Origin of the sequence: Cutibacterium acnes (assembly GCF_003030305.1) — a bacterium.
GTDB classification, from domain to species: domain Bacteria; phylum Actinomycetota; class Actinomycetes; order Propionibacteriales; family Propionibacteriaceae; genus Cutibacterium; species Cutibacterium acnes.
This window is the reverse complement of record NZ_CP023676.1, coordinates 508,074-531,501: the sequence shown is the minus strand read 5'-3', so window position 1 is coordinate 531,501 and position 23,428 is coordinate 508,074. Positions and strand designations below refer to the sequence as shown.

Sequence of the window (23,428 nt, the reverse complement as noted above, 5' to 3'; positions counted from 1 at the left end):
TACGTCGTCGGTGCGCCAGGTTGCCAGGACCACGAGCTCGTCGGCTGATCGAGATAACCTGCCCAGCCCGACGCGGGTCAAGACGGGCTACTCCGGATAACCCGCCATGCTTTGCTCGATAGATTGCGGCGAATCAGCTGAGTTGGCGGCAGGTACGACGGGACCGTCGACAACCTGGTTTTACGACACTATGGGGTCTGAGGTTGGTCCAGGCGGCCCTGCCGGACTACTCTAGTAAGGCCCTTTATGGGCAGGGCCCCGTAGCTCAGGGGATAGAGCAGTGGTTTCCTAAACCATGTGTCGTAGGTTCGAATCCTATCGGGGCCGCAGTACAAACCGCTTCCGACAGGGGCAACCCTCCTCAATCGCGGTTTCCGGGGCGGATCGAGTTGTATTGGACCGCCCCTTAGGCGTAGCGCTGCTTCATCTCGACCTCGATCTCCTCCAGTGAGCGTCCCTTGGTCTCCGGCATGACCTTGACGAGGACCAACGCGATCATGAGGTTTACCAGGCCATAGGTCAGGTAGGTTCCCGCACCGCCGAGCCCCGCCAGCATGGCCGGGAAGGTCCAGGTGATCGTCGCATTAGCCAGCCACCCACAAAACACCGCAGCACCGTTCATCGCCCCGCGCATCCGGGTCGGGAACATCTCACCAAGCATGGTCCACACCACTGTGCCGTTAGTGGACTGCACGATAAGCATGAAGATACTCATCAGGACGAGCACGAGAATAGGCGCCCACTTCGGTACCCCTTGACCCACATGAGGAGCAATTGCCAGCCCGAAAGTAGCCGCAATACCAAGGAGACACACACCGACCGCCGTGACATCGAAGATAAGCAGGTGACGACGATCAAACCGTTCGATGAGCCACAAGCCTGCAGCGGCACCAATAACAGACATGACTCCATTAGCCACCTGAGAAATAATCGACGCCTGGGTGCTCATTCCTGCGAACTCCAACACCTTGGGCGCGTAATACATGACGGTATTGACGCCGGTGGTTTGGTTAACTACAGCAAGGAAAATCCCGACCAGCAGGAGGCGACGCGTCCAGCGAGACTCCATGACGACCGCCCACTGCTGACGGTGACTGAGCCTGCCGCCCTCGCCGTTGAGTTCAACCATCTCAGTGACCTCATCGACGATGGGTTCATCAACCCCTTCGACGCGCACCTGTTTGAGGCATGCGACGGTCTCCCGAAGCTGACCATGGCTTAGATGCCAACGAGCCGACTCGGGCATCTTCCTCATACCGATCCACAGCGCGATGGCGGGCAGAGTGCATACCACGAGCATCCAGCGCCATGCTCCACCGGACCCGGCTGATACCGACAGCTGAGTAAGGAAGGCATGAAAAGCCTGGTCGGTCATCGCTCCCCCGTGGGAGGTCGTCATGGCCTGCAAAGTGTCCCAGGAATAAGTTCCCGGAGACAGTCGTCCCGTCGGATCCGCAGTCACCATCAAACTGGGTCCCCCATGAGCCGCTGAGATGGCGGCATTGACGGAGAAAGCCAGCAGCTGACCAAAGACGATCATAAATTGGTCAAGCGCCACGATCCGCCCACGCATCCGTTTGGGTGAGGTCTCCGACAAGTAGACTGGCACTGTTGCTGAGGCCGCTCCCACGGCGAATCCGAGCACCACTCGGAAGGGGTACATCACCCACACGCTGGGGGCACCGGCAGTTCCCAAAGCTCCCACAACAAAGAGGACAGCCAAAATCAGGAGGTTATGACGCCGACCCCAGCGGTCGCTCATCATCCCGCCTATAAGGCCGCCGAAAGCAGCGCCAAGGGTTAAGGTGCCACCGATGGCACCTTCATGTCCCACCGTCAGGGCCAGACCGCCAGCGCCATGAGGCAGATACATGAACGGCAAGGCGCCAGAAATGACTCCGGTGTCGTAGCCGAAAAGAAGTGAACCCAGGGTAGCGACTGCGGCCACTACACCCATACGGCGCTTCGGGCCAGCCGGCTGCGTTGTCTCAACGAGCTCGGCCACCTCGATTCTCGATGTCACGGACAACTCCTAGGAACGGCCTGGTCGACCTGCACACCACAGCGCTCGGGCACCACGACCCGCCCTATCGTCGTCTCATGAGATATGACGAAGCACAGGCCGACAGCAGGACGCTACCACCTGCCGCCGGCCCTGAGCTCCGCGTTTCAGCTGGGTATGGAAAGCCCGGTGTCAGCCCTGGTTTTGGGCCGCGGCCTGCTTCTTGAGATCCTCGACGTCGATCTCCTTGACCTTCTCAATAAGCTCATCAAGCTGGCGACCTTGCAGCAGGCCTGACTGGCGGAAAACAAGGTATCCGGCACGGAAGGCCATGATCGTCGGGATGGAGGTGATCTCCAGACCGGCAGACAGTTCCTGCTGGTCCTCGGTGTCGACCTTGGCGAAGGTCACGTCAGAGTGACGTCCACTGGCGTCCTCATAGATTGGTGAAAACCGCTGGCATGGTCCACACCAGGAGGCCCAGAAGTCAATGAGAACGACATCATTGGAATCGATGGTCGAGGAGAAGTTGTCTTTAGTCAATGCGACGGTAGCCACGTTGTACCTCCCGGTAATTGCTTGGGTTCGGTCGACCGCAACGCCGTGGCGCCTCGGCCCGTATGTCGTCAAACAGCATCAGGCGCCAGGCTATTCCCGATGCACCAACACGCGGGCAACGTCAAACCGCCTTCAATTCGGCAATCGCGGTGACTCCCAGATCCCGCAGCAAATGGCCAGCTCGAATCGGCCGCGCAGCGATGACCGACACCATCCGGGCAAGGCCAGGCAGGGCCCCATCAGAGGCGTCAACGTCATACCCGGGGGCCGACGGGTCTAGCATCGGGTTGGAACCATCAGCCCACTGTTCGTTGAGCTTATTCCACGTCATCACCCAAGCATTTCCGATCTCGCTGCCCGATGGCACCCCGAAAAAATGGCCTACCGGAGCGTGATGGCGCAGAGCCACTAGACCGGACTCTTGAAAAATCCGTGCCAGGCGCACCCGCGCGTCAAGGGCTCTGCGCTCCTCCCAGGTTCCGGCTAAGACCCACCGACATGGGTCAGGGCAAGTGATACCAACGTCGGGACGCTCACCGGCATCAATAGTGGCATGATTCATCGCGCACACTCCGAGGGCCTCCCCCAACCGGGAGTGGAACTTGTCGAGGTACGAGGTATACCCCTCCTCGTCTCCCTGGGCAGCATGCATGCTGCGTCGCGCGGTGGCATTCATCGCGGAGGTGTGGGCACAGCCTTGACCATCACCGCCCCATTTCTGGCCAACCTTGCCAGGCAAGGTGAGCGGATCCCCACCATCGCCTAAGACTGGTTGCCAGGCCAACTGCGCCAAGTACTCCCCCAGGATGTGGCAGGTCACAACGACTTGTTGGGGCTCCTCACGACGCATCCGGATGTCGAGGACCTCGAGCATGAGCTCATACAAGGGGATGAGATCCCCAAGAGCTCCCCTCTCTGCGGCACGCGGGTGGTGTGGAAAACCAGAGTCGACAAGGCGAGATCGCAGATCCGCGGGCAAGGCCTCACCGATGTCCTCAAAATCCTCGGCATCTAGAGCCAAGACTCGGCGGGCCACCGCCATCACGCCAGCAGCCTGCACCACATGAGGATTGGCAGACTCAGATGCGTGCGCCATCCTCAACATGGAATCGGCGGTGTCGTACCAGCCTGACTCGCAGAGGGCGGCAATCTGGTCCAGGTCCGGCAACTGGCTGGGACACACGACTTGAGGCACACCCATCACGGCGTAGTCAGCGCAACTCACGAATTCTGAGCGACGAACAGACCCGAGAGAATCTCCGGATCGACGACGATAGAACCACTGGGGCCCGTCAAACGAATACCATCGGCGTCATCATCGACCTCGACGCTCTTACCCGGCAATAAGCCGGCAGCGTAGACGTCCGCGAGATTACCCTCGGTAGCTTGGAAGAACTCCGACAACCGGGTGACGGTCACGCTGACCGGGCAGCCAGTCTCGGCGATAACCTCATCTAGGGGCTTGGAGTCGTCACGAAAGCGGGCGGAACCATCCGGACGACACCCTGCCTGCTCAGGCGGCAGTGGGCACCCGTATGGAGAAACATCAGGGTTCTCGAGGAGCCCCGTGAGGCGCTTCTCAACTTCGCCGGAAATGACGTGCTCCCAGCGGCAGGCTTCATCGTGCACCAAGTCGGGACGAAGACCAATGATTTGGGTAAGCAGGCACTCGGCCAGGCGATGCTTGCGCATAACAGTCTGAGCCACGTCGTGGCCTTCCTGGGTCAGCGAGATCGAGCGATCAGACTCGACGACCACAAGGCCGTCACGCTCCATACGAGCCACGGTCTGGGAGACGGTCGGGCCAGACTGGTGCAGCCGCTCAACGATACGGGCTCGACGCAGTTCGACACCCTCCTCGAGTAGCTCGTAGAAAGTCCGCAGATACATCTCCGTCGTGTCAACGAGTTCACTACTCACGGTGCACCTCTTCCCCGCCCTCACAGCCGAGGGACGACGCTAGCCGCTTGCCCACTGGACAAGCTAACTGTCAACAATCTTTCGGGCGCCATTGCTTACGCCCGAGCGACCCTCTCCATGAAAAGTTTAGTGCCCAATCACCCGCTGTGGCCGTCAGACGGCCTCACCCCGGTGAATGACGCGCACCAGATGACCCTTCGCGTCAGTAAGACACAAGTCAGCCCAGTGGCCCTCTTCGATGACGCCAACCTCGTTCAAACCATGGAGCTTGGCCGGTGTTGTGGCCGCCATGACGGCGACCTGTCCCAGCGGGATACCCACAACGGACGTGACGAATTCGACCGCTCGACCCATCGTCAGAGTCGATCCTGCTATCGCTCCCAGCGAACCGTCAGCGGCCAACAAACGGGCTCTTCCATCCACAACTTTCACTGGCAGGCTGCCCAGAATGTAGTCGCCGTCAGGCTGACCGGTCGCGCTCATGGCATCGGTCACCAGGGCGATGCGCTTCGGGCCGGCGCTCGACATCGCCATCCGAATGACGTCCGGGGCCAAGTGGACGCCGTCGCAAATGAGTTCGCAGACCACTCGCGAATCAGTGAGCATTGGCGGCACCGGACCGGGCTTTCGATGATGGATCGACGGCATCGCGTTGAACAGATGGGTGATGACGTCTGCTCCCGCGTCGACTGCGGCACTAGCCGTGGTGTTGTCACACTCAGTATGGCCGATAGCAGCGTGCACTCCGGCTGTGGTGAAGGTGGTCACCGCTTCCAAGCCGTGCGCACGTTCTGGCGCAATAGTCACCATCTTGAGAGCCGAACCGCCAGCTTCGATGAGACGACCCACGGACACCGGATCTGGGTCACACAGCAGCTCGACGGCGTGGGCCCCCTTCCGCGATTCAGCCAAGAACGGCCCCTCTAAATGGATGCCGGCGATCTCGTCAAGGTCGACAAGCTGGCGGAGTCGCCCAATCTGCGCGACGACGTCGTCAATCGCTGCGGTCACCGTCGATGCGAAAAGAGTCGTCGACCCCTGGCTGCGGTGGTAATGGACGGCGCGCAAAGCGGCCTCGCGGTCAGGGTCGGTGAAGTCAGCACCGGCGCCACCGTGACAGTGAGTGTCGACATATCCGGGCAAAATCCACTCATCAACGAGTTCGGCCTTGGGATCAATACCCTCGCTGACGTCACTAATGCGTCCAGCCTCGACGGTGATCGTCGCTGGTGAATCACTACCATCGCGATCGACGACGTGGTGAGAAGCAATGCGGGTGATCATCGATGCCTCCTAACCGGGTTTCCCTCATCTTGCCACACGATCACAGCATGAACTCCGCCGTTATAGACGACATGATCTGCAAGGATCGGATTATGGCTCAGCCAATGATTCCTCGTGACCTTTTGCCCTCCGACCCCCGATTCGGGTGTGGCCCATCTCGGATCCGACGGGAGGTGGTGGCCAGTCTGTCCGAACCGGGATCCGTGATGGGTACGTCCCATCGCCAGCCACCGGTCCGTCACGTAGTCGCGGCAATCCGTGAAGAGTTGACTGAACTGTATAACCTGCCGACCGATTATGAGGTGGCACTCGGCAACGGTGGAGCCACCCTTTTCTGGGATATGGCAACCGTCTCCCTCGTGGAAAAACGAGCCGCCACCGGCGTCTACGGGGAATTCACGCGAAAGTTCTCCTCAGCTCTGCAGCGTGCCCCCTTCCTTGCTGACCCCGCAGTATTTCAAGCCGAACCCGGCAAGCTCGCCCTCCCGAAGGCCGTCAGCGACGTTGACACCTACGCATGGGCCCATAACGAGACCTCCACCGGCGTCGTTGCCCCAGTCCGACGACCTAACGACATTGACGACAACTCCCTCGTTCTCGTTGACGCCACCTCGGCCGCCGGCGGCGTCGCGGCGGATATGTCAACCATTGACGCCTACTACTTTTCACCGCAGAAAAATCTGTCTTCAGATGGTGGATTGTGGCTTGCGATCCTGTCACCTGCAGCGATCGAACGCTCGAACAGAGTGACCTCCTCGGCCCGCTGGGTACCCCAGATGCTCGATCTGAGTCTCGCCGTGACGAACTCGCGAGCTGATCAGACCCTGAATACCCCGGCTCTGGCCACCCTCGTCATGCTCGAGGCGCAATGCCGTTGGCTACTCGATCAGGGCGGTATGGCGTGGGCTGCATCACGCACAGCGTCAACGTCAGGAATCCTCTACCGCTGGGCCGAGGACAACCCCCTAACGACCCCGTTCGTCGCTGACCCGGCGCTGCGCAGCCCAGTTGTCGTGACGATCGACATCGACGAGTCCGTCGACGCCGCACGACTGTGTGCCCGCGCCCGCGACAACGGCATCCTCGACATCGAGCCTTACCGCAAGCTAGGGCGCAATCAGATCCGAATCGCAACCTTCAGCTCAATTGAGCCGAGCGACGTCGAGGCTCTGACGGCATGCCTGGACTGGCTACTAGAGAACCGCGACTAACGATGCCGCCAGGTGGTGTCCCGGGAGCGGCCGTAGAAGAACGTAACGACGCCAGCGCACAGCGCCACTACGACCGCCCCCATCACCGCGATAAAAGTTCCTGATCGCGCCTTGGACGTCGGTTTGCCATTGGCCGGGGTAACCACCTTGGCTTTCGGAGAGTGTGACGGGGTCGGCGTAATCGAGGTCAAGGTTGTCGGGAATTTGATCCCCCTCACTTTGTTACCTGAGGTCGCAATCTCCAGAGTTTTTTGAGTGGTGTCGGTCGCGATGGCCTGACCGCCGGAGAAGGCCGCATTGGCGACTGTCTTCCAGGAGTAGGCGTCAACGATGCGCACCTCATGATCAGTGAGGAGGGCCATTCGTGACCCATCTGGCAGGAATGTGGCGTCTTTGACCCCAGCAGGGGCATCTGCCACCTTTTCTAGTGGGTTCGATTCGGTGCGGCTCACCTGGGGGCCGCCCCGATAAATCGCAGGATGTGGACCGTCGGTGATGATGTAAAAACTCCCCTTGGGGCTGACGGTCAAGGCTTTGGCGTCGTGAGCGCCGTCCGGATAAGTGAACATCCACTCGTAATAGGTGGACTGCTTGGCTGCCGTTGAGGTGGGAGACATCACCCGAATCCCACGACGCTGAGCTTTCTTGTCACCGATGTCAGCGACGTACAGTACCCCACGAGCCCACGACATCGCCTCGACATCATGGAAGGCTGGCTCCCATACCACCCGGTGAACCTCTTTGCCCGTCTTGTCGACAGCAAGCAGAGAGTGGACTGTCGACGAAGAACCGTCGGTGATCCAGTACCAGTCATGATGAAGGTCAGCAGCCATACCGACAGGTTTGCCGAGCTTTTTATCCGTTCTGACGGTGAAGTCGGCAGCTGCGGCAGGACTAACCGACAACCCCCAAGCGCATCCGAGCGCCAGCAACGCGCTTGCGGCTCGGGAGGCGCGACGTCGGGTGCGGGATCGTTGGGTCACAATGTTACATCCTGCCATGCCGGACCGACCTATCACAGCAGGGATCCCAGCACGACGAGGAGTAAGAGGACGATGAGAACCCCGCTGATGATGTGCTGCCTGGAGCGTGGATTCATGGACGACACCTTATGTCAACCCCGCTATCCTATAACCTGTCACTATGGGTGGGTTGAGATTCAACGCCATCGCGATCGACGAAGTTCGCGACATATTCGGGGCCGACGAGGGTCTCGCCATGAAACTGCGTAGGTGGGCTGAGGCTCGTTTCAGCGTGCCCGTTCATCATCATCGTCGACCGAGGTGGCGCAGCCCGTTCCACCCGCTCTACAAGCCCAATGTTGAATGTTCGATGCTGCCAACCGGATGGCCGACCCCTCATGACGTCGAAGACCTCGTCTGCGGACGCTACATCGAATCCGATCGGTCGGCACGGTGCTGGCGGCTTGTCAATGAATGGCTCACCCACCTGTCATGGGGGTGGACCGAGATCCCCATGTCGGTGGCACGTTTCGAGGAGCTCGATCGCGATCTGGCAGCCGCTGGACTACCTAGCACCTACTCGCTCAAACGGCTTATGGACGAGGACCCACAGATTCCACTGCGACCAGCACCTGGCATGAAGATCGGCTATGCCGGCACCAGGCAGATACTGGCCACCTGGGTTGAGCTGTCCGAGGTCATCGGCACAGTGCCGATTGCACGACGAGGTGAGGTTAACGCCGTGCTGAAGTTCCTCAGCTCATATCCGGGGTGGAATCATCTCGCAGTCGATCTGGGCCGCCCGGCGCCAGGCCTCTTAGTGGTCTGGCAGCCGGACACCGTCGAAGACGCCCACCCCACTGGTCTCAGAGCTGGCCGAACAGCTTCATGAGGAGGGTCTGGCTGAAATACACCACAAAGAGGAGGGCAACGACCCACAGCAGAGGATGCACGCTGCGAGCTTTACCAGCGATGACCTTCGTGATGCAGAACATGATGAGTCCAGCTCCGATACCTGTAGTGATCGAGTAGGCGAACGGCATAAGCACCATGCCTAGGAAGGCCGGTAGGCCTTCCTCAACGTGCTTCCAGTCAATGCGCGTGACCTGAGCCATCATGAGGAACCCGACGAAAACAAGCACCGGTGCGGCTGCTTCGGACGGGATGATCGAAACGATTGGCGACAGGAACATCGCCAGCAGGAATCCCAGACCGGTGACGATGGAGGCGATACCTGTGCGGGCTCCCTCTCCCACGCCAGCAGCCGACTCGACGTAACCCGTTGCCGACGACGCCGAGCCAAGACCGCCAGCCACCGCGGCCAAGGCGTCAACGACCAGGATTCCCTTGAGGTGCTCAGGATTGCCGGTCTCGTCAAGAAGCCCGGCGTGGTCACCGATCGCAACAACCGTCCCCATGGTGTCGAAGAAGTCGGCAAGCATCAGGGAGAACACCACCAGCAGGGTGCCCAAGAAGACACCAATACGAAAGTGCCCGTTGGCAAGGAACCCACCAAAGAGGTCAACATGACCGAGCAAGCCCAGATCGGGCCAGCGGAAATCCGAGGCGCCGGGCAGACGGGGCACGTTGAGGGCCCAGCCAGTGGGGTTCTTGTCACTTTGCGCACCGATGTTCCCCACGGCCTCGATGGCCACACCCACCAGTGAGGTGCCAATGATCGCGATGAGCATAGACCCTTTGATGTGACGCTGATGCAACACCACCAGCAACAGGAAACCGAACAGGCACAGCAAGATTGGCCACCCCTCCAAGCTGCCACCAACTCCGAGGGTGACAGGGGTACCCGAGCCAGGGCGAATCACGCCAGAATCCACAAATCCCACAAAAGCGATGAACAGGCCAATTCCAACACTGATCGCCGACCGCAAGGAATTAGGGACAGCCCGGAAAATCATTTCCCGGACACCAGTAAGGACGAACACCAGAATGAAGATGCCCTCCCAGACAACCAAACCCATCGCCTGAGACCACGTCATCGTCGGGGCGACGACGTAGGCAAGCAGGGAGTTAATGCCCAGGCCTGTTGCGATACCCATCGGGAATCGTCCCCAGACACCCATAGCAATCGTCATGATGGCAGCCACGAAGGCAGTCACTGCCATCACCATGATTTTGTTGTCATCAATGCCAGCAGTATTAAGGCTGGTGCCAGCAGCGTCGAGGAATTTCGGAGCTCCATTGAGGAGTTTGCCATTCTTATCCGCTGCGGTACCGATGATGAGAGGATTGAGAGCCAGGATGTATGCCATCGTGAAGAAGGTGACGATGCCGCCGCGAACTTCGCGCGACGTCGTCGAACCACGTTCTGTCAGATGGAACCACTGATCAAATCTTGCTGATGCGGTGTTGCTAGGCACGGAGGCATTCTAGGGATGACGTGTCACAACAATGTTGCAGGGCATTACGATGGAGCGGTGTCCAACCATCACCTGCTTACCCAGGCGAACGTCGCACCCGTTGACGAAAACGGGGTGACGGTCGGCATCGTGGGAACTATCGCCTTCGCAGTGGCATCCCTCATCTGCTGGATCATGCTCGACCGTCTCACCGAGACTGGTTACCGCGACTGGCTGTGGATCTGCCTGACGGGTACCGGCCTAGGTGTTGTCGGCACCGCATATTGCTGGCAGCGTTCCCGTCATTGAGTTCATCGCAGACCGGGGCTTCTGCGAAGAAGACGACTCAGTCGAACAACGACTCGTCAACCGAGATGGTGTCGAAAACGGGCTCTGGGAGCTCAATCCCCCGACGCTTCTCAACGACGTCGGAGTGGCCTCCGCAACCATGGTCGACGTGGACCACCGAACCGTCGGAGGGAGAGTACTCGTTCGAGCACACCCCAAAAACCCGTCCCAGAGAATGCTGTAGGCGCACGAAATACCCGCAGGTCACGCAGCTGGCTGGCGCATGATGGCTCGTCGCGTTGTCCGGGCCGCCCTCACCAGCGAGCCAGCGCTCGGCGGTGGAGTCACGGCCCTCCCGCGACAGCAGTCGCTCCCGTCCCAAACCCAACTCAGAAGCAACAGCGCGAGTAGCAGCCCATTCAGCCGGATCCTCATCTGCGGCCAGTTCACCGCCGGTGTAACCAGGTTCCAAACGCGGGTCGTTGTCAGCAGTCGGCATGAGAGTGCCTGCGGCGATGTCACCAGCACGCACCCGATCACGCCACGGCACCCATGGGGAGGCGAGTAAGGAATCCTCGCCAGGGACGAGGACAACCTCATTGACAGTGACGTTACGGCCACGTAGAGCACGCGACATTGTCACGGCCCAACGCCATCCTCGGTAACCGGGATGCGGGCACTCGAAGAGATGGGTCAGGACTCGCTCACCTTCAGCGATAGTCCCGACGTGCTCGCCCACACCGAAATCACCAGCTCGGTACTCGGCAGCTTCCCGGGCCTGATCAACAGCCTTCGCAATGGTCGCATCGGCTTTGATAGTTCGGGTCGCAGTGCGCGGCTTCGACGTCACCTGTGTCATCACAGCTCCAACTCGTCAGCGACTGCACGAAGCATCTTGGCCACGGCGCCGGCAGTGCGCGAATCAGAGTGACGCCCGTGCCGGTAACCATTGCCCATCTTGTCGAGCATCTTAATGAGGTCCTCACAGATCACCGCCATGTCCTGCGGCTTCTTGCGACTCGCCTTGGACAACGAGGCAGGGGTCTCGATGATCTGCAGGGACAAGGCCTGCTCTCCTCGACGTCCCTCAACAATCCCGAAATCAACCTTCTGACCGGGCTTCAGGGTATTCACCCCTGCGGGCAGGGCAGAAGCGTTGACGTACACGTCGCCGCCGCCGTCCTTCGTCAGGAAACCGAACCCCTTGGTGGCGTCGTAGAAACGCACCTTTCCGGTTGGCATCTCTGGCTCACTCCTTCTGGTCATGACGGTCGATGGACCGCCATACCAGGCTACAAGCCTTGACGACGGTCCACCACTCACCATTATCCGATACTTCGATAGCCCGGCGCGAAGACACCTACCAGGCCAGGAGTATCACCGAAATCTCACATCGCTCCGGAGAGGTCACCTCGCTGGGAATCTGTCCATCGGAAGTACTCAGCCATGGTGAGCTTCGAGGCTGCAGCATCGTCCGCAATCACCAAAACATGGGGGTGGAACTGCAGCACCGACGCCGGGCACATCGCCGAAACAGGCCCCTCGACAGCCCCTGCCAGCGCGTCAGCCTTGTTGGCTCCGATGGCCAACAGCACAACATTGCGAGCGTCCATGATGGTACCGAGCCCCTGGGTGACGCAGTGACTCGGGACCTTCTCCCCCTCCTCAAAGAAGCGGGCATTGTCAGCCTTTGTGCGCTCCGCAAGGGTCTTGACGCGAGTGCGCGAAGACAGCGAACTGGTGGGCTCATTGAAACCAATATGTCCATTTGCCCCAATGCCAAGGATCTGAACATCGACGCCATCAGCCTCCTGGATGGCTGTCTCGTATGCGGCGCAGGCAGCATCGAGGTCATCGGCCATGCCGTCGGGGGTGTGGACGTTGGCCGGATCGAGTCCCAGCTGTTCGGTGACGGTGTGGCGGATGGTAGCTGCGTAGGAGCGCTCATCGTCTGCAGGAAGCCCAATGTATTCGTCAAGGGCAAAGGCGCGCAGATCAGTAAAGTCAGCCTTACCCTCGGCTGCCAGAGCAGCCAGGGAAGAGTAGGTCGTCAGCGGGGTCGATCCAGTCGCGACTCCCAACACCGGAGCCTTGGCCCGGCCCAAAACCTTTGCAATCCGGTCGGCGGCGATCCGCCCGACGGCCTGCTCATCCGAGCAGATGATGACCTCCATGTCGAACCTTCCTTGACGCGATCACAGCGTGCGCCACGTCCTAGCTGGGACGTGCCTGAAGTGAGACTAGGGCCATGTAAGCGTTCTTGAGCGATCACACTCATCGCCTATGAGCGTTGATCCGGCACAGGTGAGCGTGCCGGATCGTCGGTCTTACCCCGTACCATGGAGATATGGCACGCAGCATCACCGCACCCGTCGACGTCGTCGACTCCCGGCCTGCTCCGCGCGCCTTCCAAGCACCTCGGGCCGATCCGCTGGAAACCCCGACCCAACCCGTCAATCCTGCTGCTGGAAAGCCTTGTAGCGCCCCACACCACTACCAAGGAGGCGATCACCGCCCGCTCACCGAGCTGATCCCCCGTCGACGCAGTAGCCGTCAGCCCCTGGAACCGTTCTCCACCCAGGCTGGGCTCACAGGGCCACGTATCGAGCACCACGATCCGCATGAACCGATCCGCACCAGCCGGCTCACTAGCGGTTATTCCACGTGGTCGGCACCGACAGAAGCGCCGGTATCGACAACACCGCCACCTCGCATCAAATCGGTTCGCATGCCTTCGCGTCTCGATCCGCGTACCCCTTCCAAAGCTGGCAGCCGGTCCTTCCTCGACCTGTGCCAGGGGTTAGGATGGCCGTGGATCGTCGTTCTCGTCCTGGGATGCGCGTGGTCTCCATTGTCTATTCCAGCCCTCTTCATCACATGGTGGCTGGCATGGCGTCACCCTTTTGCTGCTGGACGCCTCACTAAGGCTCTTACTGCGGTGACGGTCGCCGTCATTATTGGCGGGGCCATCGAGTCGCCGGTACGCACCGTATTGGCACAGTTCGCATGGATGTCTCGTCTCGGTTGCGTCATCATGCTGGGTTTGGGGTTCATCCTCATTGACCGTCAGCTCACTCCCGATGACCCGGGGTCCTCCCGATGAGCCCGTCCGAGGAGCCAACAACCCTTGCCTCCACTATCCGAAATCTCGATGCGCAGAGTCTGTCGCGGCTGTTAACCCTGCGTCCCGACTTAGCCAATCCCACCCCGAGGGATTTGACTGAGGTGTCTTCGCGCGCGAGCACCCACGCATCCATCATTGCGGCGATCTCCAGCCTCGATCGTTGGCGGTTGAGTCTTCTGACCGCACTAGCTGCCCTAGGGGATCTCCGCTTCACCGAGCTTGCTGAGGCGTTGTGTCAGGGGTGGCCGATTAAACCTGAAGCCATCCAGGCCGACGTCGCCGACGGCATCTCTGACCTACTTAATATGGCCCTAGTCCTGGAAGATTCCGGACAGCTGCACGTCATCCAGATCGTCACCGCTCATCTGTCCGGATATCCCGCCGGACTTGCACCAGCGTCCGTCCTGCCCATGAATCCCAACGAGGTCGCCGAAAAGTTGGCGGCGGCTGGCTCCAAAGCTCGATCCGTACTCGAACGTCTGGTGTGGTCCCCCACTGGGCACGTCCCCAATGCTCGTCGCGCCGTTACTCCCGCCACAGCCACCACCCCCGTCGAGACCGCTCTAGCCCATCGGCTATTGCGTCCCCTTAGCGACGACACCGTCATCTTGCCCCGAGAGGTGTCTCTCATGCTGCGCGGGAACCGCCTCTTCGCCGAACAGCCCAGCCCTACCCCACCGCCATGGTCCGAACCACATCAGACCAACTTGGTGAACCGGGCCGGACTCGGAACTGCCCTCGAAGCCGTCAGCGCAATGTCTGCTTTGTTGGAGGCAATGGAGCGTCACAACTGCGCTTTGCTGGCCAGCGGTGGCATTGCCAAGCGGGATGCACGCATCGTGCTGTCTCGGGTGGCACCCGGAGACGACGGATGGGTTTACCTCGCCCTGGCTGCCGCAGGCGGTCTCATCGGGGCTGACGGACGCAGCTGGCTCCCTACTCCCCTGGCCGACCGATGGCGTACCGACTCGCTGTGGGGGCAATGGGTGAGCCTGAGAGAAGCGTGGCGACACATTCCGCAGTTGCCCGGTAACCTCGGCAACGCTCTCGGCGCCTCAGCACCCGCAACCGCTCAAGCATGGCGTCGCCTGATACACCGGGAACTACACAGTGCCGAGCCGGGCACTCCGATCGAGACCAAAGTCATCGCGAATCGGATCCGGTGGCGTCAGCCGGGCACCACCGTCGACGACTCTTTGGTGGAGGCTGTCCTGGATGAGTGCAGAGTGCTCGGGATGGTCGCACTAGACGCGCGCACTGACCTCGTCGATGCACGCACCTGTGCCGACATGCCGGAACGCACCGACGAGGTGATTCTGCAATCTGACCTCACCGCGGTCGCTCCCGGCCCACTTACCCCCGACACCGCTGCCGACCTCGCCCTACTTGCCGACCGTGAGTCCACCGGGATCGCCGGTGTCAGGCGATTCAACCGCTCTAGCCTGCGTCGTGCCCTCGATGCCGGGTGGACCGGTGAGCGAGTGCGCCAATGGTGGGCCGAACACTCCCTCGGGGATGTTCCGCAAAGCCTCCTAGTACTCCTCAATGACGTCGTGCGTGACCACGGTCGGGTGTCGGTAGCGGCCGCTGGAGCGCTCCTAGAAGTCGACGATCCAGCCACCGTCGAGGCGATTCTGCGTAGCTCACTAACCACCGATGTTGGACTGCGCCGCGTCGGACCCCAAGTGTTGGTTGCCCAAGCCGAACCCGACCAAGTGCTGGCAGGTCTGCGTCAGTTGGGAATGTCCCCGGTAGCTCGCGACGCCCACGGTGACGTGTTCTCTGCGCCCCCGCCCCCGCGAGCCAAGGTGGACGTACCGGCATCATCCGCCCCCCAGGCCGACCCCGAGGAGCTGGCTGCTTCATTGTTGGACAAGAGGGGACGCGGATTTTCCGATCGGCGGCAACTGATCGCCCAGCTCCACCAAGCTCAGCAAGATGGCACCTGGATGTACATCGAACGGGTCGTTGATGACGGCACGTCAGTGCGTCAAACAGTGCGGATTATGGCCGCGACCGCCGGTGCGGTGCGCTGTGTCATCCGGGGCGGTGGCGGGGTGACCATCGTGCCGGTCTCGCGAATCACGTCCTGCCAGCCTGTCTGAGGCGGGTTGCCAGGGCCAGGAACGTCCCCGTCCCCCACCCACCGCCAATTGTCAGCGTCGGTGAACCCAGCCAATGTCATGAGACGCCAGATCAACCCTCACGATAGTGGCGACGCTTCCCGAAGAGGCCGCGCCGGTCACCGTGGTGAACACGGTTACGGGACGTCCTTGAAATTGGATATATTCCCAGTATGCATGAGCACTCATGCTCCCGCATCCACCTTTCGCGGGTCGACGTCCACGTATTCATGATAGTGCGCATGCCCACGGCCATACCCACAAGCTCAGACAGTATGCGCTCAACAACCAATCACCCGACCGGCTACTGAGCACACAACCCGTCCACGCACACTGCGGCGATCTCCCTGCGGCGCGAGAGGGCTTTCTGCGCTGTCATCATGGCCCCAGCGCAGCCAGACCATCGCATCTCGGAACGCGGCTGACGTGGAGCTGCTGGTTCCCCCGCCTAGCTGTGGCTATGCGGCTCGCAAGCGTTCCCTCTGCCATCTGCGGTGGCAACAGGATCCTCGCCGCGCATCATTGCCACAACCGCCCGCGGGCTGCGACACCGACGCACTCAACCCGAACCTCGCCGGGAACAAACGCACGCTGTGGGGCGATACTTGGAGTGATGACTTCTGTACCCGGCCCACTCATTGTCCAGTCCGACCACACTCTCCTGCTGGAGGTAGACCACCCCCAGGCAGACGAGTGTCGCCACGCTATAGCCCCATTCGCGGAACTAGAACGCGCCCCTGAACACATCCACACCTACCGGATCACCCCGCTGGGACTGTGGAATGCCATGGCTGCCGGCCACGACGCAGAGCAAGTCGTCGACATCCTCATGAGGTATTCGCGCTACCCGGTAGCCTCCGGCCTGCTCATCGATGTCACCGAGACGATGTCAAGGTATGGCAGGTTGCGCATTGAGAAGCACCCCACCCATGGGCTGGTATTGGTGTCGACTGAACGAGCCATACTCACCGAGGTGTTGCGTTCCAAGTCAGTGCGCGGTCTTGTCGGTAATCAAATCGATGATGAGACGGCTGTGGTCCATCCTTCGCAGCGCGGCACCCTCAAACAGGCGCTGCTCAAGCTGGGGTGGCCGGCTGAAGACCTCGCCGGTTACGTCGACGGCGAGCACCACGACATCGACCTTGACGAGGATGGTTGGAGCCTGCGCCCCTACCAGAAAGTAGCGGCGCAGTCTTTCTGGGACGGCGGATCTGGAGTCGTTGTACTGCCCTGCGGCGCTGGCAAAACGGTCGTCGGGGCCACCGCTATGAGCCTCGCCCGCTGCACCACTCTGATCCTCGTTACCAACACCGTTTCAGCACGGCAGTGGAAAGAGGAACTCGTTCGTCGCACCTCCCTCGCCCCCGACGACATCGGTGAATACTCCGGGTCGCGCAAACAAGTGCGCCCGGTAACAATCGCCACCTATCAGGTCATCACCACCAAACGTCACGGAGTGCACCCACACCTAGAACTCTTCGAAGCCCGCGACTGGGGCCTAGTGATATATGACGAGGTACACCTGCTGCCGGCCCCGGTCTTCCGAATGACGGCTGACCTGCAAGCGCGTCGTCGTCTCGGCCTGACAGCCACCCTAGTGCGTGAGGACGGACACGAGGACGATGTCTTCACCCTCATCGGCCCGAAACGCTACGACGCTCCGTGGAAGGAAATCGAAGCCCAAGGATGGATCGCACCTGCTGATTGCGTCGAGGTGCGGGTGAGCTTGTCGGAGTCTGACCGGATGGCCTGCGCGATGGCCGAGCCTGACGTCCGCTACCGGATGGCCGCAACCCTCCCCATTAAAAACAAGGTCGTGAGAGACCTGGTCGAGCGTCATCGTGGACAGCCCACCCTTGTCATCGGCCAATACGTTGACCAGTTGGAGGAGCTGGCCGCGGAATTGAAGTGCCCGATTATCACCGGTTCAACGACGCCGACTCGCCGTCAGGAGATCTACCAGGACTTCCGGGAGGGGCAGATCGACCTGCTCGTAGTCTCTAAGGTCGCCAACTTCTCCATTGACCTACCAAGCGCGGAGGTCGCCATCCAGGTCTCGGGAGCATTTGGATCGCGTCAAGAAGAGGCCCAGCGTTTGGGCCGTCTACTGCGTCCCAAAGAGGGCCTGGTGGCCCGTTTCTATGCGGTCGTCTCGCGCGATACCGTTGATACAGACTTTGCCAGCCATCGTCAGCGATTCCTGGCCGAGCAGGGATACTCGTACCGCATCATTGATGCAGACGATCTGGACGCATTGGACCGAACGGCGTGAGAATGGACGTGAACGCACCGGGTCCACGAACAGGAGGACATGCTTGTCTGGGAAGGCGCTAATCGCCAGACGTACAGCGTTAGGGGGCTTGCTCGTCGCTACCGGAGCTGCTATTGGTGTGCCAGTAGTGCGGGCCACCAACAGGCCACAGAAGAAGGCGCCGCGCAAACCTGTCCCGACCACAGTGACGAGCCCTGCGGCTCCCGGCCCATACGTGCCCTTTCCCTACCAGGATGAGCTGAGCACATACCTCAATACCCGTGACGGGGAGCAGTCCGTGGCGATGCGGGTGCACGGTCAGCGCGAAATCCAGGTTTTCAATCACGGTGCGACCACCTACATCACCGCCTCCATCATCAAGCTGGCGATTATGGAAACCGTGATGATCCAGGCTGTTGGCGAGAAGCGTCAGCTCACCGAGGGCGAGAAGAACCTTCTAGTTCCCATGATCGAGAATTCGAGTAACGACGCTGCGACTGCGCTGTGGAAAAAGGTTGGCAAAGCTGATGGGGTCCGCACGGCGATGCGTCGTATGGGAGCCACCCACACTACCTTCGATCCTGAGGGCCGTTGGGGTCTGACATCGACGACTGCCGCCGATCAGGTCGCACTTGCTGACCACATTTTCTGCCCCAACACCATTATTCCCGAGTCCATGCGTGCGTACGCCCGTGAACTCATGTCCAACGTCGAAGACGACCAAAACTGGGGCATGACGGCGGGCATGAAATCCCCTTTCGTCAAGAACGGTTGGCTGTCGCTCGACGATGGTTGGCACGTGAATTCAGTGGCCTCCACCGGGACTGCGGGATATACCGTCGTCGGTCTGACCCATTCCGCTACAGCGTCCATGGACGATCTCGTAGAAACCATCGAGGGAATGGCGCGGATCATTGCCCGCCATCAGCCTCGTAGCGTCACAACTCCTTCCTCATCAACGGCGCCGACCCAGACCACCGCCCCGAAGCCTCAGGGCGTCGAAGATGATCACGGGCACGTTTCCTTTCGAGCACCGGGCACCCGGGATATCTGGATCCAAGCGTTCTGACGCGATCCTGACCTCATCCGGCCAAGCGGTCGAGGAGATCTCGCCAGGACCTCACCAAGTCAGCATCCACCCACGCTTTCCATGACCCTTGGGGCCGTGCAGGGCTACCGATGTGGAAGGCCCGGACGCCGGCCCGATACAGCCACGGGACGTGTTCAGCGCGCAACCCGCCACCAGCCATAATGAGGTCGGCTACCCGAAGATCCGCTGAAGCTCGGGCAATGAGATCGTCCAGGCCGTGCTCAACTCCTCGCGGCGATCCCGCTGTCAGCACCTGGTCAAGCCCATGCAAGCCAAGCAATTGCGCCCATGCTTTGTCCGGCTCCAGGCAGTTATCAATAGCGCGGTGGAAAGTCCAACGCTGACACCCCTCCGTCAACTCGATGACAGTCTCGACGTCGACTCCGGTGGCTTCGTCAAGAAACCCCAGCACCGGACCGTCAGCTCCCAGATCGCGGTACGCACTGGCCAAACGCAGTATCTCGTCACGACGACGCGGATCAGCCCGAAACCCACCGTCCAGACGCAGCATGGGACGCACCGGGATGTGGACAGCACTGAGGGTACGTGCCAATAATTCGGGGCTGGGCGCCAAGCCACCGTCATCCATCGTGCCGACCAACTCGATGCGATCGGCGCCTCCCGCCGCTGCCCGCTTAGCGTCGTGTTCGTGCAGACAGATGACCTCAAGCAATGCCATAGGCTTCATTGTCGCGCCAATCGTGCCTCATCGTCACGAGAAGGCAAGTAATAAGGATAGCCAAGACAATCGTGTTAATGACGGATCCCTCCGCCCCGAAGGTTCCCCCAGTTAGCCAGGAGTGTGAGCCAGTTGTCCTAGCAGTCGTCATGACGCTGTGGTGAAGCTCCAGACCCGAGACATCGAATCCTAACACCATCCCCTGCAACCAATTCCAGACTGTGTGGAAACCCATCGCCGCGAGCAGGTTGCCTCGCCACACCACCAGCAGACCCTGCATGAGGCCGAACCCTGTGACGTTGACTAATGCCACCCATGTTGTGCCTGGGTTAGCCCCATGAAGCGCAGCAAAAACGACGGCTTGAATAGCCAGTCCGGCAGGAATCCCCCATTTCGCTGCCACGGACTGCATAAGATAGCCGCGCAGCACGGCCTCCTCAGCGCATCCCTGCACCAGAAACAGCAAGATCGCAGCGACAATGAACACCGCAGCCATGATGCTCGGCCTGGCCCACGACATCGTCACCTGGCCGCTGACCGTCATCACCACAACGTCGATAGCGAGGATTGCGATCGCGATGGCTACCCCAATCCAGACGTCACTGCCGGGCCCGCGAAAACCAAGACAGCTCATGGGCCGCTGCTCGACGAACCGCATCCACGCCCACAACACCAGCCAGACACCAGCGAAGGATGCCAGTAACAAGATCGTCGAGGTCTGAGCGTCTGGATGACCGCCAACCAGAGCGGTGAGTACCAAGTCAAAACCAGCCTGTCCCACGCCGAGGATGACCATTGCTGCTAACAATGACAACAGCGGATGAAATGTTCCGGCTCCGGCGAGGAATTGGACAACAGGGCGTTTGCAGGTACGAGAGGGGCCAGGGGGCAGGCCAGTAACGCCGTGTTGTGGCGGCACTTCGACGGGTTCAGCGTCCCCGGACAACGAACCCGTCGAGCATTGGTTATCGGTGCTCACCCCGTGATCGTACCGAGTGGCATCACAGGGCGACGACGCGATGCTCCTGGGCGCTACGCGTAGCTGCATCGGCCAGGACAAGGGCCTCATAGCCGTCACGCACCGACGGAGAAACCGCACCGCCGATGGCGATCGAGTCAAGGAAGGTTTCCAACTCGATGCGGTAGGCGTCTTCGTAACGCTCAAGGAAAAAGTCCATGATTGCGGTCTTCGCGTCGGTTTGGGTACTAGTGGCCATGCGCACTGCGGCGTCGGTGAGGTTGTCGGCGCTAAGCATGCCGTCGGCCCCAAATGCCTCTAAACGCTGATCGTATCCGAAGGCGCAGGTCCGCGAGTTGATGATGGTGGCGAGCTTGCCGTCACGTGATTTCAGGGTGACAATTACTTGATCGAAGTCGCCCTGCTCAGCGATCTCCGGGGAGACATTGGTGCCCACGGCGTTAACCTCTGCAATGTCACCAAGGAAATGCCGCACCATGTCGAAATCATGGATCGTCATATCTTTGAAGATGCCCCCGGACCCCGCGATGTAGGACGCCGACGGGGCTGCCGGGTCTCGGGAGATCACGGTGAGCTGCTGCAGGCTACCGATCTCCCCATCGTCGAGGCGGCTCTTCAACGCGCTGAACGTCGGGTCGAAACGGCGGTTGAACCCCATCATCACCTGATCGGCGCGATCACCCAGTTCGTTGATGCACCTCTTGGCGGACTCGACGTCCAGTGCGATCGGCTTCTCACACATCACTCGTTTGCCACCATTGACGGCCTTGAGGATATGGTCGACATGGAACTGGGTTGGAGACCCAATGACAACAGCGTCGATTGTGGAGTCGTCGAAAACCTCGTCCGGATCCAAGCAATAGCGCACGTCATACTCACCAGCGAGAGCACGCGCGTTCTGCTCGAATGGGTCACAAACGAGCGCCAACGTGACATCGTTGCGTCCTTGAATGGCTCGGGCATGGACGTGACCGATGCGTCCGGCTCCAATGATGGCGATCCTGATCATGCTGTGAACCCCTGTGTTCGACAAAGCTGGATTCTCACCAGTAACGGCAAGACTCCCTAATGTTAGCACAAAGCCCGTCATCAATACCGATTCCCACGCCAGCGACAGCTATTGCCCCACTATTTGACAGGACATATACTACCGAGAGCGGCCTGATGCACAGGAGCTCAGGCCTCCAAGACACGAGGAGCACATCGATGAAGATTGCCGGAGCGCCCATCAGCTGGGGCGTCTGCGAGGTCCCGAACTGGGGCTACCAGATGACGCCGGAGCGAGTCCTCACCGAGATGAAGCAGATCGGCCTCACCGCCACCGAGTTTGGCCCCCAGGGCTGGTTACCTATTGAGGCAGAAGCCCGCGCCACAGAAGTGAAAAAGTACGGTCTCAAGCCCGTGGGAGCGTTCTTCCTGTCCGTCATGCACGATCCGGACTTCGATCCGATCCCCATGGTGAACAAGGAGCTTGACGCCTTCGAAGCTGCCGGGGGTGACTATCTCATCCTCGCCACGGATTCCGGACGCGATGGATACGACGACCGCCCTGTCCTCGACGAGGCCGGCTGGAAAACGCTATTCACCAACCTGGACCAGATCCGCGAAGTCTGCGCCAGCCGCAACGTCACCGCCTGTCTACACCCCCATTGGGGAACGATGGTCCAGAACCGTGACGAAGTGATCCGCGTGCTCGAGAACTCCTCGATCGGGCTGTGCCTGGACACTGGCCATCTGGCCTGTGGTGGTACCGATGTCGTTGAGCTGGTGCGTAAGTACGCCAACCGCGTCGACATTGTCCACGCCAAAGATGTCCATAAGGAGATGGCCGACAAGCTTTTGCCTGGCGAGATCACCTGGTCCGAAGGCATTCGCGCCGGGATGTTCGCACCCATCGGCGACGGTGATATCGACTTTGCAGCCATCGTGAGGCTCCTTGATGAAGCCGGGTTCGATGGTTATTACGTCCTAGAGCAGGACATCATGATCGACGAGGAACCACCCGCCGACGACGGCCCGATTATCAACGCCAAGAAATCTTACGAGGCCCTGGCATCGCTGGGACGATGAGCCCTGCACGCCGCTGAGCCAAGTTGGATCACGATGGTGGCCCGTCCTCCGCGGAGGACGGGCCACCATGCGGTTCCGTTAATCTCCACACTGGCGGTTGACACTCCTGCTCCCGGCCTTACTGGCACCATGTGCCCACCCCGTCCGCAAAGGACATCCATGTCACGGGAATACCCAACGCCTCAAAGGCGATCTCGACGCCACGGCTATCCGTAATCTCGAATACTTTCTGCCTAGCGTCTTGCATGACGGAGTTGACGGTATGAGTGACGCCAGGCCCCTATCTTCCGTCTTTGACGTCGATGGCAATGATGGGGTCTGACCCCATAGCCCTGGCGAAGTGCAGGATGTTCGAGCCCGCCCCTGTGGCAACAACTGCCTCAGACTCGCCGTATCTCAGATCTGCGCCCCGCCGGACCGCTCGATATGCGGTCATGGCAGCGCACCGATGAGGCACAGTACTGTGCCTCATAGGGCACACCCGTCATAAACAGTGCCGTTCAGCCGACTCATCTCGAAGAACGGCTCAC

Annotated in this window: 24 protein-coding genes and 1 tRNA gene; 9 read left to right on the top strand and 16 right to left on the bottom strand. The window is 60.5% G+C overall.

Annotated features, from left to right (window positions below):
- Positions 1–254 precede the first annotated feature (254 nt).
- Positions 255–327: transfer RNA gene (locus tag CPA42_RS02665), tRNA-Arg, on the top strand.
- Positions 328–406: 79 nt separating this feature from the next.
- Here the strand turns inward: CPA42_RS02665 and CPA42_RS02660 are convergent.
- The 5 genes from CPA42_RS02660 to CPA42_RS02640 form a co-directional block, all read right to left on the bottom strand.
- Positions 407–2,023, bottom strand: coding sequence for an MFS transporter (locus CPA42_RS02660; RefSeq protein WP_002516632.1), 1,617 nt, complete (start codon positions 2,021–2,023; stop codon positions 407–409).
- Positions 2,024–2,194: 171 nt separating this feature from the next.
- The gene (trxA, locus tag CPA42_RS02655) at positions 2,195–2,632 is read right to left on the bottom strand and encodes a thioredoxin (RefSeq protein ID WP_002518788.1); all 438 of its coding nucleotides are present in this window, start codon (positions 2,630–2,632) and stop codon (positions 2,195–2,197) included.
- Between the two features lie 49 nt (positions 2,633–2,681).
- Positions 2,682–3,761, bottom strand: a complete 1,080-nt coding sequence (locus tag CPA42_RS02650; protein ID WP_002518787.1) for a hypothetical protein — start codon at positions 3,759–3,761, stop codon at positions 2,682–2,684.
- 20 nt (positions 3,762–3,781) lie between these two features.
- The gene (locus CPA42_RS02645; RefSeq protein ID WP_002518786.1) at positions 3,782–4,504 is read right to left on the bottom strand and encodes a metal-dependent transcriptional regulator; all 723 of its coding nucleotides are present in this window, start codon (positions 4,502–4,504) and stop codon (positions 3,782–3,784) included.
- A 129-nt stretch (positions 4,505–4,633) separates the two neighbouring features.
- Positions 4,634–5,764, bottom strand: a complete 1,131-nt coding sequence (locus tag CPA42_RS02640; RefSeq protein ID WP_002516723.1) for an N-acetylglucosamine-6-phosphate deacetylase — start codon at positions 5,762–5,764, stop codon at positions 4,634–4,636.
- A gap of 47 nt (positions 5,765–5,811) precedes the next feature.
- Between CPA42_RS02640 and serC the strand changes: the two genes are divergently transcribed.
- The gene (gene serC, locus CPA42_RS02635) at positions 5,812–6,975 is read left to right on the top strand and encodes a phosphoserine transaminase (protein ID WP_002518785.1); all 1,164 of its coding nucleotides are present in this window, start codon (positions 5,812–5,814) and stop codon (positions 6,973–6,975) included.
- On the opposite strand, the gene CPA42_RS02630 is transcribed toward serC, so the two are convergent.
- Positions 6,972–7,808, bottom strand: a complete 837-nt coding sequence (locus CPA42_RS02630; protein ID WP_002518784.1) for a hypothetical protein — start codon at positions 7,806–7,808, stop codon at positions 6,972–6,974. The two genes, serC and CPA42_RS02630, sit on opposite strands and share 4 nt — an antisense overlap.
- A gap of 310 nt (positions 7,809–8,118) precedes the next feature.
- Here CPA42_RS02630 and CPA42_RS02620 point away from each other — a divergent pair, with 310 nt between their 5' ends.
- Positions 8,119–8,829: a hypothetical protein gene (locus tag CPA42_RS02620; protein ID WP_002516678.1), complete on the top strand. Its 711-nt coding sequence runs from the start codon at positions 8,119–8,121 to the stop codon at positions 8,827–8,829.
- On the opposite strand, the gene CPA42_RS02615 is transcribed toward CPA42_RS02620, so the two are convergent.
- Positions 8,804–10,315: an NCS2 family permease gene (locus tag CPA42_RS02615; RefSeq protein ID WP_002516671.1), complete on the bottom strand. Its 1,512-nt coding sequence runs from the start codon at positions 10,313–10,315 to the stop codon at positions 8,804–8,806. The two genes, CPA42_RS02620 and CPA42_RS02615, sit on opposite strands and share 26 nt — an antisense overlap.
- 15 nt (positions 10,316–10,330) lie before the next feature.
- On the opposite strand from CPA42_RS02615, the gene CPA42_RS02610 reads away from it, so the two are divergent.
- A complete protein-coding gene (locus CPA42_RS02610; protein ID WP_002516640.1) occupies positions 10,331–10,603 on the top strand; it encodes a DUF2530 domain-containing protein in 273 nt (90 codons plus the stop codon).
- Positions 10,604–10,640: 37 nt separating this feature from the next.
- Here CPA42_RS02610 and CPA42_RS02605 read toward each other — a convergent pair whose 3' ends face one another.
- The 3 genes from CPA42_RS02605 to nagB all read right to left on the bottom strand — a co-directional run bounded on the left by CPA42_RS02605 (position 10,641) and on the right by nagB (position 12,756).
- A complete protein-coding gene (locus CPA42_RS02605; protein ID WP_002516686.1) occupies positions 10,641–11,441 on the bottom strand; it encodes a DUF3027 domain-containing protein in 801 nt (266 codons plus the stop codon).
- Positions 11,441–11,824, bottom strand: a complete 384-nt coding sequence (locus CPA42_RS02600; protein WP_002516674.1) for a cold-shock protein — start codon at positions 11,822–11,824, stop codon at positions 11,441–11,443. The genes CPA42_RS02605 and CPA42_RS02600 overlap by 1 nt, the downstream gene beginning before the upstream one ends.
- A gap of 146 nt (positions 11,825–11,970) precedes the next feature.
- Positions 11,971–12,756: a glucosamine-6-phosphate deaminase gene (nagB, locus tag CPA42_RS02595; protein ID WP_002513215.1), complete on the bottom strand. Its 786-nt coding sequence runs from the start codon at positions 12,754–12,756 to the stop codon at positions 11,971–11,973.
- A 173-nt stretch (positions 12,757–12,929) separates the two neighbouring features.
- On the opposite strand from nagB, the gene CPA42_RS13670 reads away from it, so the two are divergent.
- Complete coding sequence (locus CPA42_RS13670; protein ID WP_002516679.1) at positions 12,930–13,685, top strand: hypothetical protein; 756 nt, start codon at positions 12,930–12,932, stop codon at positions 13,683–13,685.
- Entirely contained in the window at positions 13,682–15,811 is a 2,130-nt protein-coding gene (locus CPA42_RS02580; protein WP_002516710.1) for a helicase-associated domain-containing protein, read from the top strand. Before CPA42_RS13670 ends, CPA42_RS02580 begins: the two co-directional genes overlap by 4 nt.
- A gap of 51 nt (positions 15,812–15,862) precedes the next feature.
- On the opposite strand, the gene CPA42_RS02575 is transcribed toward CPA42_RS02580, so the two are convergent.
- Entirely contained in the window at positions 15,863–16,018 is a 156-nt protein-coding gene (locus CPA42_RS02575; protein ID WP_002516720.1) for a hypothetical protein, read from the bottom strand.
- Positions 16,019–16,442: 424 nt separating this feature from the next.
- Between CPA42_RS02575 and CPA42_RS02570 the strand changes: the two genes are divergently transcribed.
- On the top strand, positions 16,443–18,101 hold the full coding sequence (locus CPA42_RS02570) for a DNA repair helicase XPB (protein WP_002518778.1): 1,659 nt from the start codon (positions 16,443–16,445) through the stop codon (positions 18,099–18,101).
- A gap of 214 nt (positions 18,102–18,315) precedes the next feature.
- Entirely contained in the window at positions 18,316–19,149 is an 834-nt protein-coding gene (locus tag CPA42_RS02565; protein ID WP_002518777.1) for a serine hydrolase, read from the top strand.
- 13 nt (positions 19,150–19,162) lie between these two features.
- Here CPA42_RS02565 and CPA42_RS02560 read toward each other — a convergent pair whose 3' ends face one another.
- The 3 genes from CPA42_RS02560 to iolG form a co-directional block, all read right to left on the bottom strand.
- Positions 19,163–19,849, bottom strand: coding sequence for a copper homeostasis protein CutC (locus tag CPA42_RS02560; protein ID WP_002516642.1), 687 nt, complete (start codon positions 19,847–19,849; stop codon positions 19,163–19,165).
- Positions 19,836–20,645 carry a CPBP family intramembrane glutamic endopeptidase gene (locus CPA42_RS02555; RefSeq protein WP_002516733.1) on the bottom strand — a complete coding sequence of 270 codons (810 nt, stop codon included), beginning with the start codon at positions 20,643–20,645 and terminating at the stop codon, positions 19,836–19,838. Before CPA42_RS02555 ends, CPA42_RS02560 begins: the two co-directional genes overlap by 14 nt.
- 205 nt (positions 20,646–20,850) lie before the next feature.
- Positions 20,851–21,837, bottom strand: coding sequence for an inositol 2-dehydrogenase (gene iolG, locus CPA42_RS02550; RefSeq protein WP_002516663.1), 987 nt, complete (start codon positions 21,835–21,837; stop codon positions 20,851–20,853).
- 155 nt (positions 21,838–21,992) lie between these two features.
- Between iolG and CPA42_RS02545 the strand changes: the two genes are divergently transcribed.
- The gene (locus tag CPA42_RS02545) at positions 21,993–22,898 is read left to right on the top strand and encodes a TIM barrel protein (protein WP_002518776.1); all 906 of its coding nucleotides are present in this window, start codon (positions 21,993–21,995) and stop codon (positions 22,896–22,898) included.
- 118 nt (positions 22,899–23,016) lie between these two features.
- On the opposite strand, the gene CPA42_RS02540 is transcribed toward CPA42_RS02545, so the two are convergent.
- Together CPA42_RS02540 and CPA42_RS02535 are read right to left on the bottom strand one after the other, a co-directional pair.
- Positions 23,017–23,145: a hypothetical protein gene (locus CPA42_RS02540; protein WP_002516645.1), complete on the bottom strand. Its 129-nt coding sequence runs from the start codon at positions 23,143–23,145 to the stop codon at positions 23,017–23,019.
- A 33-nt stretch (positions 23,146–23,178) separates the two neighbouring features.
- Positions 23,179–23,334 carry a hypothetical protein gene (locus CPA42_RS02535; protein ID WP_002518775.1) on the bottom strand — a complete coding sequence of 52 codons (156 nt, stop codon included), beginning with the start codon at positions 23,332–23,334 and terminating at the stop codon, positions 23,179–23,181.
- Between the last annotated feature and the right edge of the window lie 94 nt (positions 23,335–23,428).

What these genes read in the sequence shown, in the direction of transcription:
- CPA42_RS02650 (WP_002518787.1), bottom strand. Translation starts at nt 3,761, where the DNA reads ATGGGTGTGCCTCAAGTCGTGTGTCCCAGCCAGTTGCCGGACCTGGAC.
- CPA42_RS02640 (WP_002516723.1), bottom strand. Translation starts at nt 5,764, where the DNA reads ATGATCACCCGCATTGCTTCTCACCACGTCGTCGATCGCGATGGTAGT.
- serC (WP_002518785.1), top strand. Translation starts at nt 5,812, where the DNA reads ATGAACTCCGCCGTTATAGACGACATGATCTGCAAGGATCGGATTATG.
- CPA42_RS02630 (WP_002518784.1), bottom strand. Translation starts at nt 7,808, where the DNA reads ATGGCTGCTGACCTTCATCATGACTGGTACTGGATCACCGACGGTTCT.
- CPA42_RS02620 (WP_002516678.1), top strand. Translation starts at nt 8,119, where the DNA reads ATGGGTGGGTTGAGATTCAACGCCATCGCGATCGACGAAGTTCGCGAC.
- CPA42_RS02610 (WP_002516640.1), top strand. Translation starts at nt 10,331, where the DNA reads ATGACGTGTCACAACAATGTTGCAGGGCATTACGATGGAGCGGTGTCC.
- CPA42_RS02605 (WP_002516686.1), bottom strand. Translation starts at nt 11,441, where the DNA reads ATGACACAGGTGACGTCGAAGCCGCGCACTGCGACCCGAACTATCAAA.
- CPA42_RS02600 (WP_002516674.1), bottom strand. Translation starts at nt 11,824, where the DNA reads ATGCCAACCGGAAAGGTGCGTTTCTACGACGCCACCAAGGGGTTCGGT.
- nagB (WP_002513215.1), bottom strand. Translation starts at nt 12,756, where the DNA reads ATGGAGGTCATCATCTGCTCGGATGAGCAGGCCGTCGGGCGGATCGCC.
- CPA42_RS13670 (WP_002516679.1), top strand. Translation starts at nt 12,930, where the DNA reads ATGGCACGCAGCATCACCGCACCCGTCGACGTCGTCGACTCCCGGCCT.
- CPA42_RS02580 (WP_002516710.1), top strand. Translation starts at nt 13,682, where the DNA reads ATGAGCCCGTCCGAGGAGCCAACAACCCTTGCCTCCACTATCCGAAAT.
- CPA42_RS02575 (WP_002516720.1), bottom strand. Translation starts at nt 16,018, where the DNA reads ATGAGTGCTCATGCATACTGGGAATATATCCAATTTCAAGGACGTCCC.
- CPA42_RS02570 (WP_002518778.1), top strand. Translation starts at nt 16,443, where the DNA reads ATGACTTCTGTACCCGGCCCACTCATTGTCCAGTCCGACCACACTCTC.
- CPA42_RS02560 (WP_002516642.1), bottom strand. Translation starts at nt 19,849, where the DNA reads ATGGCATTGCTTGAGGTCATCTGTCTGCACGAACACGACGCTAAGCGG.
- CPA42_RS02555 (WP_002516733.1), bottom strand. Translation starts at nt 20,645, where the DNA reads ATGGTCATCCTCGGCGTGGGACAGGCTGGTTTTGACTTGGTACTCACC.
- iolG (WP_002516663.1), bottom strand. Translation starts at nt 21,837, where the DNA reads ATGATCAGGATCGCCATCATTGGAGCCGGACGCATCGGTCACGTCCAT.
- CPA42_RS02545 (WP_002518776.1), top strand. Translation starts at nt 21,993, where the DNA reads ATGCACAGGAGCTCAGGCCTCCAAGACACGAGGAGCACATCGATGAAG.
- CPA42_RS02540 (WP_002516645.1), bottom strand. Translation starts at nt 23,145, where the DNA reads ATGCAAGACGCTAGGCAGAAAGTATTCGAGATTACGGATAGCCGTGGC.
- CPA42_RS02535 (WP_002518775.1), bottom strand. Translation starts at nt 23,334, where the DNA reads ATGACCGCATATCGAGCGGTCCGGCGGGGCGCAGATCTGAGATACGGC.